Here is a 13,594-nt window from a genome sequence, read left to right as displayed (position 1 = left end):
TTGATTATATCTACTGTATCACTTAAGCCGGCGGGTTTTGTTCTACAATTTCTTTGATGACGTAACGAGGACGTTTGCGTACTTCTTGATAAATACGGCCGATATATTCTCCCATAATCCCTAAGCCCATCAATACCATACCAATTAGGAAAAATAGGAGTGCAAAGAGGGTAAATAAACCTTCTGCCTCGGGCCCTACCAGCACACGACGCACTAACATAAAGACCACAAAAAAACCACTGAATAACGAAATCACGATACCGAACATCGTAAAAATTTGGAGCGGTAAAAGTGAAAAGCCCGTCATCAAATCGAAGTTAAGACGAAGTAAACGATATAAATTATACTTTGATTTACCAGCTTCTCGTTCTTCGTGTCGAACAACCAATTCGGTTGGGTTTGTGGCCAGATTATAGGCTTGAATTGGAATATACAGCGTACTTTCTTTACTGGTCACGACTAAATCAATCAACGAACGACGGTACGCACGGAGCATACAACCTTGATCACTCAAATGAATCTTCGTCATTTTATAGCGTAGCCAATTATTTAACTTTGAGGCGTAACGACGAAAGAATGTATCTTGGCGATCTTTACGAATCCCGCCAACATAGTCGTAACCGGATTCAATTAACGCAACCAACTTCGGAATTTCTTCGGGCGGGTTTTGTAAATCGGCATCTAGCGTAATAATAATCTCGCCACGAACTCGTTCAAACCCAGCCATGATGGCCATGTGTTGACCAAAGTTACCGTTAAAATGAATAATACGTAGGTGTTCTGGACACTTTTTTTGTAACGCGTTTAATAGACGATATGAATCATCTTGACTACCGTCGTTAACGAGTAAAATTTCATAACTCTGACCAAAGGTATTTAAAGTTGTGGTTAAGCGTTGGTAAAGTGTTTCTAGATTTTCCGCTTCATTGTAAACCGGAATCACTAAACTTAAATAAGGGTTTGACATTAAAATATCCTCTTATTGGGAGCGACGCGTTCTGGCGAGCAACCGATCTCTTCTTTTAATGGTAACGTTCTGCGTGCACAGGCCGAGACAAAATTACTGAGTAATACATTTCGCGACGTTGCAGCGATACAATGTACGGGTTCTCCTTGTAATTTAAGGCGCTGATAAATAGACTGTGGAGTAATCATAAACATAGGTTCTCCGCTGTGCCATAGCTTCCAGAATTGGGCTTCATTGAGAACCCAATTTTTAGAGGCCTGATGTCGTAGACCAAAATCAAGTTCGCCACGAAAACCGACTAACAAGATACGATGATTCAAATAGAAAGGTAAATCTTGATAATAAGTTTCATAAGCAACAATTTTATCACCCGGTTGTAATAAAGGATGGAGTATTTCAACCAGAGGTTTGACTGAGCGCGTATCGATGCGCGGGAAAGCCATTAAAAAAAGAAGAAAGCTCATAGAACTGCCAACGACTAAGACGAGAAAAGTCATTCTTTTGCGATGACAAAGACAATAAAATAGCGCATAAATACTACTAATCAAAAAAAGGCTAAACCCCGAAACAATAAATAGAAGGCTCGAGTGAGAAAAACTAGTGGGATACATCCAGATCCAGAACAATGTGATAAAACCGATACCTAGCCAAATCCAAGGAAGAAGTAACAGCGCATAGCGAAATCCGCGACTCGCAGAGTACGATATGAAGTAACGTCCCGTTAATAAAGCTAAAGCTGGGAAAATAGGTAAGATATAAGGAATCAACTTAGAATGAGACAGCGAAAAGAAAACAAATATGAGGCCGATCCATAACCATAAAAAAAGAAGTAAGTGACGTTCTGGTAAGGGATGGGATTTTTTCGGCAAACTGGCATAGAGTGCTTGCCCTAAAAAAAGAGTCCACGGTAAAAACCCAACGAGAACAATCGGAATAAAAAACCAATTCGGTTGATAGCGATGGGCAATTAATGTCGAATAACGTAAAAATTGTTGTTCGATAAAGTAAAAATGGAAAAATTCTGGATTACGCATTTGGACCAGAATGTGCCAAGGTAAAACAATTGCAAAAAAGAGTAAAAGACCGGAAGGAAGGTAGATTTCTTTTACTAGTCGCCACTGTTGCGTCGCTAAAATCCAAGTTCCGATAATCAATGTAGGAAAGACAATGCCAACTAACCCTTTCGTTAACACCGCTAAGGCAGAGAAAGCATAAGCGGCATAGAGCCAATTGCGCCGCCATTCGCCCTTGGGGTAACGTATGCCAATAATAAAGGATAATAAACTACTCGCTAGGAATACCGATAAACCCATATCTAGGGTCACCATATGCGCGAGCCCAAAATACAAGAGACTGCTTGCAAGACACAGCGCACTGTACCAACCCGTTGATCGATTAAATAACAGGCGCCCAGCAATATAAATGACTACACATCCCCAAACCGCAAGGAGCGCGTTGGGGATGCGTGTTGCCCATTCTAAGCGTGAGTAAGTCGCCGTAGAGGGAATCGGGCGTTGATCTTCATGTAGGGTAGGTTGTGTGAGATTCGGTGAAAAAATCTTTAACGAAGTGGCTTGTAACCAATAAAATAAGGGTGGTTTTTCAAAGTATTTGATCCCGTTTAAATGAGGGGTCACAAAATCCTGTGAGGCGAGCATTTCTCGTGGGATTTCAGCATACCGTGCTTCATCGGGCACACTTAATGGACGTGATCCTAAAAAAAGGCCAAATAGAATGATAATAAGCAAACTCAGTAACGACAGATCCGTTACCCAAGTTTTGCGCGGTGATTGTTTGTTAAAAAAAGGAAGCAAAGTAGAATTTCGCGTGTAAAAAAAGCAAATAAGAAGAGTTTGCTGTTATAATCGCGGAAAATGTTAACTGGTTTCTAGGGGAAAAGCAATGCAAAAACCGATCGCGGTGCTCTTGTCGGGTTGTGGGGCACTCGATGGCAGTGAAATACAAGAGGCCACGCTGACTTTATTAGCTTTGGATAGAGCGGGGCAACCTTATCAGTGTTTAGCGCCTAACCGTCCACAAACTCGTGTCTGTAATATGTTGACCGGAACTCCCGTCACACAAGCACGGAATATACTGGAAGAGTCCGCACGTATTGCCCGCGGTCAGATTCTGGACTTAGCTCAAGCGAACCCCGAGAATTATTCGGCGTTGATTTTTCCAGGTGGTTACGGTGCGGCATTGAATCTGTCTAATTTTGCTGAGCAAAGTGAAACGTACACCCTCTACCCAGATGTGCTGGCTTTTGCGCAGCCGTTTGTTATTGCGCAAAAACCACTGGGATTTATTTGTATCGCCCCAGTTTTGGCGACCCAATTATATGATAACCAGCGTATTCGCCTAACAATTGGCCGTGATCCGTCTCTTGCACAGCGTTTAGCGCAACAGGGTGTCGAACATATCGAGTGTTCTGCTACGGATTGTGTGGTCGATAAACAACATAAAATTATTACGACTCCTGCGTATATGTTAGCTAAGTCGATTCACGAGGTTGCAAAAGGGATTGAGCGGTTAGTCGAAGAATTAATACAATTACTATAATCAAATAAGAAAATACACTATGGAAACACAAGCGGTTTATAGGCATAAGCCGGTTCGGAGCTTTGTTCATCGGCAGAGCGGCTTAACTCCGCCACGGCGCGATGCATTAACACGTTGGCTTGATCAGTATCAATTACCGCTTGATCAAGGGCAATTAAATTGGGCGCGTATTTTTCAACGGTCTGCACCACTGACTCTCGAAATTGGTTTTGGTATGGGCCATCATTTTCTTAAACAAGCACAAGCGTTCCCGGAAGAAAACTTTGTCGGCTTAGAGGTGCATCGTCCAGGCATTGCAGCGGTTTTGCTTGAAATTGAGCGTAAAAAATTGCACAACATTCGACTGATCGTAGCCGATGCCGTCGATGTGTTTAAGACCTCTCTGCCAGATAACAGTATTGATCGAATTCAGATTTTTTTTCCTGATCCGTGGCCGAAGCGCCGACATCATAAAAGAAGGCTGATCCAACCGGCATTTTGTCAATTATTGCGTAAAAAATTGAAGTTAGGTGCTCATTTACAATTGGCTACGGATTGGGAAGATTACGCACAACAAATGCTTGGTGTCCTGGAAGCGACCGCGGGATTCAAAAATCTTGCCGGACCCGGTCATTTCTCGCCACGCTTGGCACAGCGTCATCTCACTAAATTTGAACAACGTGCTTTAAATTTAGGTCATGTAATTCGTGACTTGCAATTTATGGGGATTGCATGACATTCATTTAACCCTTAACTGATACGATAATGTTAGGATTCTGTTTTATATTTTCTGCTTGTTAAATCCGTTCATCTTACTACTACACGTTATGCCATTCAAAATGTTTTCTGTTTTTAGATAAATTGATGAAGTAATGAAAATAAACATATTTTTGCATATTTATTTTTTTATTGAAAATTTGCAAATCAAGTTCCCCTAAACTTTTTAATAATGATCAGCCTCTCAAAATAAACATTTAGAAATTTTTAAGTGAATTCAGTTTTTTTATTTTATTTTAAAATTAAGTGCTTAGATAAAAAAATTGAAATTTTTTTCTTGTAATTGATTTTAAATAAAAAATTTTTTAAAAAATGAAAGTATCTGGTTAATATTTTTAAGTAATATAAGTATCTAAACTGAACAGAATTAGTTTGAGCCACTTGATAACAGGGTTTCCTGAGGATGTGTGAAAGTCACGCAATTTATATTGTATCTAAACGAAATGATTTATCGGATCATATCAAAGCAACTTGCTTTATTATTTGTTTTTAAGTAAAAAATGATTCGCTAAATTCTTACGAGTTTTATCAACATTGACCGACAGCTGATCCTCATTTTGTAGGGGTTAATTCTTATTTTATTTAGATAATATAAAACCTTCAAATAAACGTGTAAGAGTAAAATTATGTTTGAAAATGTATTAACCAAGCAACCGCTCTATATTTTTGCTAAATATAAAAATTTAAAATATCTTTTTTGTAATGAAGATTATGCCGAATCGGCGGGTCTTGATTCGCCGAGTCAGATTGTGGGGAAAACAGATAACGATCTTTCTTGGAAAGAGCATGCAGATTACTATCATAAAGGTGATTTTTTAGTGATCAATGGCAAATCATGGGTGAATATTCCTGAAATTCAAACCCAAGTGAATAAAGTTGCCAACATTTTAGTGACAAAAACGCAATTAATGAATAAAAATAATCGCTGTATTGGTGTTTTAGGTTCTTGTTTTGATATCACTGATACGCTTTGTATTAAACGGGGAGGTCGGTTTGATGCAGAAAAACAACGATTTTATTTGGGTGAAGCGTTTTATAACGCGTATTTAACGCGCCGCCAATTACAGATTTTCCGGTATCTTCTCTATGGCTGCTCGTTTAAAAAAATAGCATTTATTCTGCAAATTTCTCATGCAACCGTACAGTGGTATACGCAAGCGTTGAAAATAAAATTTCAATGTCACTCTATCGAAGAAGTCCGAGCAAAGGCGATTCAATATGGATTTACTTATATATTGGGAGAGCCCGATATCTGGAAAATCATCACAGATAGCTGTACTTTTTAATTTTCAAAGGAAAGAGAATTCCAGCCCATCGGCTCACTAATAAGAATTAATTAAAGTTGCCACATCGAGAAGTGACTTCATTCTCAGGGATAGGCGGCGATTTCGATGCGTAAACGCGTAACGAAACCGCCATGACCGACAACAAACAAGAAATGAAAAAACGACTGACAAATTCACCGCTAACTTTTAGCTAAGTTGCTGACCAATTTGCATTAAAGGTTGTACGATGACGAGGGTTAATAGTTTCAGACCAATCATTAACGCAAGTGGTGAAAAATCTAAACCGGATACACTGGGAAGAAAACGACGCAGGGGCCTTAACAACGGTTCTGTCATCCGCACTAAAACTTCAATCAATGGAGTGTGAGAAACCGGCGTGCTAATCCAGCTCAACAGCGTTAAGATCATCGTGGCATAGAAAAATAGGTTGAGTAGTTGATGGAGTAAATCGGCAAAAGCGAGAACCAATAAACCTGGAAAATGAGGTAAAACCCCAGTTTGCCCTTTAAACAAGCATGCGATTTTGACGGTCGCTAATGTAATTAATAAGAGAATCGCTGAAAAATCCATACCTCGCACAGGAGGTAATAAGCGGTAGAGTGGTTTGAGAAGTGGATCCGTCCATTTAGCAATCGATAAAAATAAAGGATTATACCGGTTCGTATCGATCCATTGTAAAATGATGCGTGCTAAAAAAAGGAATAAAGCCAAATCAAAAAGCAGTTGAATCAGAAAAAGACTTCCGTCATGTAACGTATTGAACATAATATTAACCTGTTATTTGAATTGTTAGTTGATGTTTATCATATTCTAAGTGGGTCGGTGCACCAAAAACTAAGCTACGATTTGTTTTTCCATGGCCAATTCCTGGGCAAGAAAAAACAGGAATGGGCAGGGATTCGGCAAAGCGCTGTAACACAGCGCCCATCAACGCGCGTTGGTTCAGTGTGGTGATGAAATCACCAAATACTAAAGCCGTTAATTCTGTTAGACAAATCGCTTGTTGTAAATGTTGGAGCATTCTATCAACTCGATAAGGCGCTTCATTGACCTCTTCAAGAAAAAGAATTTTATTTTTGGCGGTAATTTGCCATGAAGTCCCTAAACTCGCCTGAACTAACGTTAACGTTCCTCCTATTAGCGTTGATTCAAATCGCTTGTTTGCGTCATGTTTGGAAGGAGAGCAACGACGAATCACTGTGTTTAAGGGGTTTAGAGTAAACGTCAGTTGAGGCAGTTGGCCAAAAATAATTTGCTTGAGTTCATTAATACTCTGATCATCAATATGACCCTGCGCAACTTGATGGGCGGAAGGCCCATGCAAGGTTTGCCAATGCCATTGTTGTTGTAAAAAAGATGGAGGGTCGTAATATCACTAAAACCAATAAATAGCTTATTTAAAGTAGGTGGTGCAACCGGTAATAAGTTAGGAATCAGGCGAGTACACCCATAACCACCACGTAAACACCACACTGCACTCGAATCCGTATTGTATAAGGCTTGTTTTAATTGGCTGAAACGTTCTTCATCGCTGTTCGCACACAGTAAATCATCGCCTAATAGTTTTGGATCACGGCGTGGAATTAATTGCCAATGATGGAGTAATGTATCGACTTTTTGAAGTGCTTCGGCCGGACAACGTCCCGCTGGAGCAATCAAATCAATGATGGCGCCCGGTTGAAGTGGTTTCCAAGCCTGGTAGCTTCTTTCTTTCATAGTTCTGTCAAAACTTTAAAAAAGGGCAGGTTTTCCGAGAACGTGGTTCGCTCACCTTGTTCGTTAAACGCGGTGATATTTCACCGCGTTTAACGAGTCGTTGTTCATATACAATGGAAGCACTGATGGGAAGTTCGACTTCCACGTTTAAATATCCAAGTAGTTCGCGTCGATAGCGTTTTGTTGAATAAAATCACGACGTGGCTCGACTTGATCGCCCATCAGCGTGGTAAAAATTTGATCGGCGGTAATGGCATCTTCAATCGTCACGCGCAGTAGACGCCGTGTATTCGGGTCCATTGTGGTTTCCCATAATTGATCCGGGTTCATTTCACCTAAACCTTTATAACGCTGGATAGCCTGCCCACGGCGCGCTTCCGTGAGTAACCAATCGTAGGCTTCTTGAAAATTTTTAATGGATTGTTTTTTCTCGTCACGCTGAATATAAGCGCCAGGACGAATTAAACCGTGGATTTCACTGGCCAGAGCGAATAAACATTGGTATTCGGGACTGTCGAAAAACTCGTAGCTAAATTTATAAGTGGTTTCGGTGCCATGCGATAACGCGGTGACAAACGGCAAAAATACATGACGTTCCGTATTTTTCGTATAATGCACGCGATAAATAACCGCTTCACAATTGGTTTGTTGACGTAGTTGTTGTTCCCACTGTTTCGCCCATTCGGCAACATGGGCTTCTTCTGTCTTTAAAAAGTGGGGGTAGATCAAGCACCGCCTGTAATAATTCACTCGGATAACGACGCGACAAATGATTAATGACCGTTTGTGCTTTACGATAAGCCATGACGCGCTTCTCTAAGGGAATGCCATGAATCGGCAACTCATCAGAATGAGGATACAGTGCCGCTTCGTGGAGTGCGGTATGGGTGAGATAATGTTGCAGCGCATCATCATCTTTTAAATATTGCTCCTGTTTCCCTTTTTTTATTTTATAAAGCGGTGGTTGTGCAATATAAACATTTCCGCGCTGCAAAAGTTCAGGCATTTGTCGATAAAATAGCGTCAGCAGTAATGTACGAATATGCGATCCATCGACATCGGCGTCGGTCATGATGATGATGCGATGATAGCGTAATTTATCCGGTTTATATTCATCACGGCCAATTCCACAGCCTAACGCGGTAATGAGTGTACCCACTTCTTCTGAAGCAATCATTTTATCAAACCGCGCTTTTTCGACATTTAAGATTTTACCTTTTAGCGGCAAAATAGCTTGATAACGGCGATTACGTCCTTGTTTGGCTGAACCGCCGGCGGAGTCACCTTCCACAATAAACAATTCACATAAAGCGGGATCCGTTTCCTGACAGTCAGCGAGTTTTCCTGGTAAATCCGCAATATCCAATGCCGTTTTGCGACGTGTCATTTCACGCGCTTTCGTGCCGCTTCTCGAGCGCGCGCCGCATCGATAATTTCATTGCAATGGCTTTGGCATCCTGCGGAGTTTCCAGAAGAAACGCTTCTAATTTTTCGGCTGTCAGCGCCTCGACGACTCCTTTTACTTCCGATGAAACCAGTTTATCTTTTGTTTGCGAGGAAAATTTGGGGTCTGGTACTTTAACCGAAACCACCGCGGTTAACCCTTCACGGGTATCCTCACCACTGGTTGAAACTTTTAATTTTTTGCTCGCGACTTCACGATCAATATAGGTATTGAGGGTTCGCGTTAATGCTGCACGAAAACCGGCAAGGTGGGTTCCCCGTCGCGTTGTGAAATATTATTCGTAAAGCACAAAATAGTTTCTTGGAACGTGTCATTCCATTGCAAAGCCACTTCTAGCGTAATATCGTCTTTTTCAGCGGTAAAATAAAAGGGTTGTTTATGAATCAACGTTTTATTTTGATTTAGATATTCAACAAAGGCTTTAATACCACCTTCATATTTTAATATGATCTCTTCATTGCTGCGTTCATCGATTAAATGAATGGCAACGCCTGAGTTGAGAAACGAGAGCTCGCGTAAACGTTTCAGTAAAATATCATAATGAAAGGTATTATTATGTTGAAAAATCGTTTTACTTGGATAAAAACGGATTTCCGTGCCTCGCTCTTGCGTTTCACCGGTAATGCGCAGAGGCGAGGTGGGGACACCTAATAAATAGGTTTGTTCATAGACCTGCTGATTTCGGCGAATCGTCAGTTTTAGCTTTTCAGATAACGCGTTGACGACAGAAACCCCGACGCCATGGAGTCCGCCGGAGACTTTGTAGGAGTTATTATCAAATTTCCCGCCGGCATGGAGGACCGTCATAATGACCTCCGCGGCGGAACGGCCTTCTTCAGTGTGGATATCGACGGGGATCCCACGTCCATTATCCTTAACCGTGACCGAGTCGTCAGTATGCAAAATGACTTCAATTTGCGTACAGTAGCCAGCTAATGACTCATCGATTGAGTTATCAACGACTTCAAAGACCATGTGATGTAATCCGGTCCCATCATCTGTATCACCAATGTACATGCCGGGACGTTTTCGGACCGCATCTAAGCCTTTGAGGACTTTGATGCTTGAAGAGTCATAATCGGCTGGGGCCTCTTTTGCATTGTTGTCTGGACGCAAATTCTCCTCCTCTCCAGGATAAACCATCGGCTCAAGAATCGATTCGGTGTTGGCCGCCGTTTCAAGTGTGGCGGTAGATAAATCAGTAGTATCTTCTCGGATTTGGTTTTTAGTCGACATACGCACGGCAAGCTGAAAAAGGCCAATTATACCACAAGTTGACGGGTAAAACCTGTTTAAGTGGTAACTCAAAACTTAAAAATAGGGTTTAACCTCTTCTTTTTTAAAGGAGCTTATTGGCAGATTTTGTATAGAAATGAGTTCAGAGCGGTTGCGGATGAAAAAAGGGGGGCTATGGGGGTATTTACTTTGGACTTGTAAAAAGGGAGTTTCTTTTTTATTTTTATCTTTAATGATTAATAAAAGTCTTAAAAAAGATAAGCTTGGGGAGCTAAATAAAAAATAATCAGGAAGTTAAAAAGAGTCAGCTTGAGTGATGCAGATATTTGTCTCACATCCATGATGAGTTTCTTTTCTGTGATAAAAGGCAGAGGAGGGTTAACCTCAATGGATGAAAAATATCGAATGGCTTACATGATCAATCTGAATAAGTGAGTTGTAAAAAATATTTTTTCACATATGATCAATTTTATTTATAGAAAGTTATTTTTTTATGAGAATATTTTTCATTAAAATTAATTTTTTATTTATTGTTTAATCAATTATATTGAATAATAAGTCGTTTTTTTCATTTAAAAATGAATAAATATTAAAGTGTAAATAGAATGAAAATAGCTTCTGTCGCTTTTTATTAATATTTGATTATTTTAAATAAATAAAAGGAAACTGATATAGATGAAGATGCTTTGTTTACAGAAGCATTTCTTGCTTATCTCAATACAGACTCAGAAAAAATAATTACAGTGGAAGAAAAAAAGCATTAGACGATCAATTAAAAAACAAATTTATGACCTTTCTGAATTAGACCCGATTTACTATACAGGTTTAAATAATAATTTAACCCAATTGCAGGGCAATCCCAACTATAGCGAATTACAAAACCAGCTCTATATTATTAGTAACCATATTCAAAGTTTTTTTCAGGCGTGACAATCCAGCCTGAGATTCCTTCTTTAGGTCTATTAAAATTTTTTGAAAGAATTACGCAACCTCAATCCGATTATGTAACTATTTTTTATAAAGAAGTAGGTAAAAAAATTAGAGGAGATTGCTGTTCTTTTGAATGATAAAAATTTAGATATTTTACAGCGGAAAAAAATTATGCAAGAATTTTTAGTCAATGATGGTCTTGAGCAGTGTATAGATAATTGTTATTTCTTAGTGAATGAAATCAATTTATGTCTGAAGTCTTTAAAAAAACGCTAAAACAAAAATTTATTACTTATTACGCGATTATATCACCAATGTCGCGTACGAAGTCGCAGCTCGTCGTCCTTTTGCTTTGCCCAGAACCTACCAAGAAATTCTTTGTGATTTAAATAGCGTGTCAACTTTATCCCATGAACTGCATGCGCGAAATTACTTCTTAATCTATGCCAAAGACTATCGTTTTCCAGTGAATGTCCTAGAATATGGGAAAAGTTTTCCCGGATTTCAGGTTACAGCGTAGTTATATTCATGAGCTCTCTACAAGTCTTACGGCCGACCATCGGGTTACCTACTTAAGTGAGTAATACCATAAAATATTTTTACAAATTGCAGCAGATACACAAAATACCTATCCGGTAATCCAATGTAAGTTAAGTGCTACATTAGATGAGCTCGGGGTAGATGAAAATTTTAATTGGCATAAAATTTTATATTTTCAAGATGAAACAACCTTAGTGAAGGCAGAAAAATCTTTTCGTATCACGATAACAGAACGTTTAATTCAAAAAATTGGCTTATAACGACCGACTCGGTGGGACGATGTCGAGGTATCGAAGCACTCTTACTTTTATTATTATTTTCCGAGAAACCTTCAATTATCTTGGGTGGAGTTTTTTAATGAAAAAGAAAAAGTAATAGATCGTTATCTTCTGACGAGTTTACTTCGCCTAGAATATATTTATACATTGAGTCGAGAGGATAAACAAGAATTATGTGAAAAAATTATCACTGATCCAAAGTTTATTGCTCATATAGAGGATTTGAATACACTTTTATCCATAGCGCCTTCTTTTGCCTCACGTCTTGATAAAGCTAACTTAGTAGCGCTTTCCACACAGAATAATGATTTAATGCAATTTATACGAGTGATTAATCGATTTGCTTATATACGAGAACATAGTATTTTAAAAAAATGCCTAAGCCAAAATTGGATAGTTCAATTATGTATTTAATTCCTCCTCAAAAAAATAAAGGTAAACCATTTCGAATGGCAACTCATATTCGAAAAGTAGTGTTAAATGGGCTACATTCAGGTATAAATCGTAGCGCACATTATGATTTAGTGTTTTCTTTTATGCATTTTTTAAATACGGCGATTATTTACGTTAACCGTGTGGCTCCTCGGGTATTAGACGAACAAAGTAAAGAAAGATTAAAACAACAAGCCTATACGTTGGTTAACCAGGAAGCAGATAAACGAGGCGTAAGTGATTATCAACGCCAAATTACGACAACCGTGGCGGTGCAGTGTATTGAACGGGGTGAGTGTTTTAATGACTAATTGTTACATGCTGACATCATCGATACATTAAGTAATTTCAAGCCAGATATTGTACAAGGAAATGAGATATTGTCGAAAAAATTAAAAAATTTTTTTAGAGAAAGTGGTAAGTATTTCAGTGCCCAGTTTGAAAGAGTAAAAAATTTCTTTAAACAACTTAAACCTTTTAATGTTGAGACAATGTCTGAAGATCGTTTGACTGTGCTGAACTGGCGACCCGCGCCATCTTTATTTCACCCTGACTTTTTACGTAGAACACAGGCTTCTCAACCTTTGTTAAACTCGCCAGGCGCCTATTTTTTTTGAAGCTTTTGATAGTCAGGTGGTGATTCAAAATCTCACCGCCAACAAAGTTTGCGTAAAGCGATTGAGTTTGATTATTTTTCAGCTTATTCACGATCAACGCCATCTTTTTCTTCTGATATGGACGAATTACGGAGAATTTATGATTGGTCTGAACATCCTATTCTTGTTGAGATTATACGTAGAATTGAGTTTGTTTTTTTGAGTTAGGATAGACTCCGCATCTAGATAGCCCTCTTTTTCGGCAGAAGAATTAGCCGGCTTAGTATATAATTTATGGCAAGCCTTGGACCAATGTGGTATTAGCAACCACATCCAATCCGGAATCGATTATCAATTTGCTCAAACAAGCTTATTTTATTCAGTGTGTTTTAGGTGATGAGTTTTTACGTGGTAATTGCCAGGGTTTAGAAGCGCAGGCTTTACAATTTGCAGAACAAGAAGCCTTGGCTATAAGACGTCAAAAACGAAAGGTTGTTTTGGATGTACTGCCTCAATCTAAGTCTTCTCCCGCCTATTTTACAAATAGTGAGCAACGCAACATACCTAAAACGGTCGAGATTTCGAATAATACAGCTGGGTTTTATTTACCAGGGAATAATTTTAAGCAAAAAAAACGAAAAAAGAAACTGCTCAGCAAGAAGGATGGGTCGGTGCTGTATTGTATTGTATTGTATAATATACCGTCTCCCAATGAAGAATTTTCTCAACCGCCTTTTATAGATTGGGTCATGCAGGAAGCGGGGAATGATTCGCTTCTTTCTCTTCAGTATATACTTTTTTTCAAATGTGTTGCCCCCATTTGCATCTAAAAA

Annotated in this window: 15 protein-coding genes and 1 pseudogene; 9 read left to right on the top strand and 7 right to left on the bottom strand. The window is 39.1% G+C overall.

The window, feature by feature from the left end; translation table 11 throughout:
• Window positions 1-22: 22 nt before the first annotated feature.
• Window positions 23-967, bottom strand: a complete 945-nt coding sequence (locus S3O_RS0102585; RefSeq protein ID WP_010597501.1) for a glycosyltransferase — start codon at window positions 965-967, stop codon at window positions 23-25.
• The gene (locus S3O_RS0102580) at window positions 967-2,781 is read right to left on the bottom strand and encodes a glycosyltransferase family 39 protein (protein ID WP_010597500.1); all 1,815 of its coding nucleotides are present in this window, start codon (window positions 2,779-2,781) and stop codon (window positions 967-969) included. Before S3O_RS0102580 ends, S3O_RS0102585 begins: the two co-directional genes overlap by 1 nt.
• Before the next feature lie 88 nt (window positions 2,782-2,869).
• Between S3O_RS0102580 and elbB the strand changes: the two genes are divergently transcribed.
• The 3 genes from elbB (at window position 2,870) to S3O_RS0102565 (ending at window position 5,568) form a co-directional block, all read left to right on the top strand.
• Window positions 2,870-3,526, top strand: a complete 657-nt coding sequence (gene elbB / locus S3O_RS0102575) for an isoprenoid biosynthesis glyoxalase ElbB (protein ID WP_010597499.1) — start codon at window positions 2,870-2,872, stop codon at window positions 3,524-3,526.
• Window positions 3,527-3,545: 19 nt separating this feature from the next.
• Window positions 3,546-4,241, top strand: a complete 696-nt coding sequence (trmB, locus tag S3O_RS0102570) for a tRNA (guanosine(46)-N7)-methyltransferase TrmB (protein ID WP_010597498.1) — start codon at window positions 3,546-3,548, stop codon at window positions 4,239-4,241.
• Between the two features lie 667 nt (window positions 4,242-4,908).
• Window positions 4,909-5,568 carry a LuxR C-terminal-related transcriptional regulator gene (locus S3O_RS0102565; protein ID WP_010597497.1) on the top strand — a complete coding sequence of 220 codons (660 nt, stop codon included), beginning with the start codon at window positions 4,909-4,911 and terminating at the stop codon, window positions 5,566-5,568.
• 186 nt (window positions 5,569-5,754) lie between these two features.
• Here the strand turns inward: S3O_RS0102565 and S3O_RS0102560 are convergent, their stop codons facing one another.
• The 4 genes and pseudogenes from S3O_RS0102560 to gyrB all read right to left on the bottom strand — a co-directional run bounded on the left by S3O_RS0102560 (window position 5,755) and on the right by gyrB (window position 9,892).
• On the bottom strand, window positions 5,755-6,333 hold the full coding sequence (locus tag S3O_RS0102560; protein ID WP_010597496.1) for a YggT family protein: 579 nt from the start codon (window positions 6,331-6,333) through the stop codon (window positions 5,755-5,757).
• Window positions 6,334-6,337: 4 nt separating this feature from the next.
• Window positions 6,338-6,892, bottom strand: coding sequence for a S66 peptidase family protein (locus S3O_RS15115; protein ID WP_083827610.1), 555 nt, complete (start codon window positions 6,890-6,892; stop codon window positions 6,338-6,340).
• The gene (locus tag S3O_RS15110; RefSeq protein WP_010597494.1) at window positions 6,793-7,284 is read right to left on the bottom strand and encodes an LD-carboxypeptidase; all 492 of its coding nucleotides are present in this window, start codon (window positions 7,282-7,284) and stop codon (window positions 6,793-6,795) included. The genes S3O_RS15115 and S3O_RS15110 overlap by 100 nt, the downstream gene beginning before the upstream one ends.
• Window positions 7,285-7,431: 147 nt before the next feature.
• Window positions 7,432-9,892: pseudogene (gene gyrB, locus S3O_RS20020) on the bottom strand (DNA topoisomerase (ATP-hydrolyzing) subunit B).
• Between the two features lie 250 nt (window positions 9,893-10,142).
• Here gyrB and S3O_RS19390 point away from each other — a divergent pair.
• The 5 genes from S3O_RS19390 (at window position 10,143) to S3O_RS0102525 (ending at window position 12,476) form a co-directional block, all read left to right on the top strand.
• The gene (locus S3O_RS19390; protein ID WP_268869404.1) at window positions 10,143-10,271 is read left to right on the top strand and encodes a hypothetical protein; all 129 of its coding nucleotides are present in this window, start codon (window positions 10,143-10,145) and stop codon (window positions 10,269-10,271) included.
• A 773-nt stretch (window positions 10,272-11,044) separates the two neighbouring features.
• Window positions 11,045-11,191 (top strand): hypothetical protein, encoded by a 147-nt coding sequence (locus S3O_RS17025; RefSeq protein ID WP_156792696.1) that lies wholly within the window; start codon window positions 11,045-11,047, stop codon window positions 11,189-11,191.
• Window positions 11,192-11,267: 76 nt separating this feature from the next.
• A complete protein-coding gene (locus S3O_RS17020; RefSeq protein ID WP_156792695.1) occupies window positions 11,268-11,435 on the top strand; it encodes a hypothetical protein in 168 nt (55 codons plus the stop codon).
• Window positions 11,436-11,799: 364 nt separating this feature from the next.
• Window positions 11,800-12,147 (top strand): hypothetical protein, encoded by a 348-nt coding sequence (locus S3O_RS0102530; protein ID WP_010597489.1) that lies wholly within the window; start codon window positions 11,800-11,802, stop codon window positions 12,145-12,147.
• A complete protein-coding gene (locus S3O_RS0102525; RefSeq protein ID WP_010597488.1) occupies window positions 12,138-12,476 on the top strand; it encodes a hypothetical protein in 339 nt (112 codons plus the stop codon). The genes S3O_RS0102530 and S3O_RS0102525 overlap by 10 nt, the downstream gene beginning before the upstream one ends.
• A 166-nt stretch (window positions 12,477-12,642) precedes the next feature.
• Here S3O_RS0102525 and S3O_RS17015 read toward each other — a convergent pair whose 3' ends face one another.
• Entirely contained in the window at window positions 12,643-12,873 is a 231-nt protein-coding gene (locus S3O_RS17015) for a hypothetical protein (RefSeq protein WP_156792694.1), read from the bottom strand.
• Window positions 12,874-13,075: 202 nt separating this feature from the next.
• Here S3O_RS17015 and S3O_RS0102510 point away from each other — a divergent pair, with 202 nt between their 5' ends.
• Window positions 13,076-13,591 (top strand): hypothetical protein, encoded by a 516-nt coding sequence (locus S3O_RS0102510; protein ID WP_010597486.1) that lies wholly within the window; start codon window positions 13,076-13,078, stop codon window positions 13,589-13,591.
• Window positions 13,592-13,594 lie beyond the last annotated feature (3 nt).

The organism is Rickettsiella massiliensis 20B, from assembly GCF_000257395.1.
Taxonomy (GTDB): domain Bacteria; phylum Pseudomonadota; class Gammaproteobacteria; order Diplorickettsiales; family Diplorickettsiaceae; genus Diplorickettsia; species Diplorickettsia massiliensis.
Note: the sequence above shows the minus strand (reverse complement) of the source record. Positions and strands in the feature narration are given on the sequence as shown.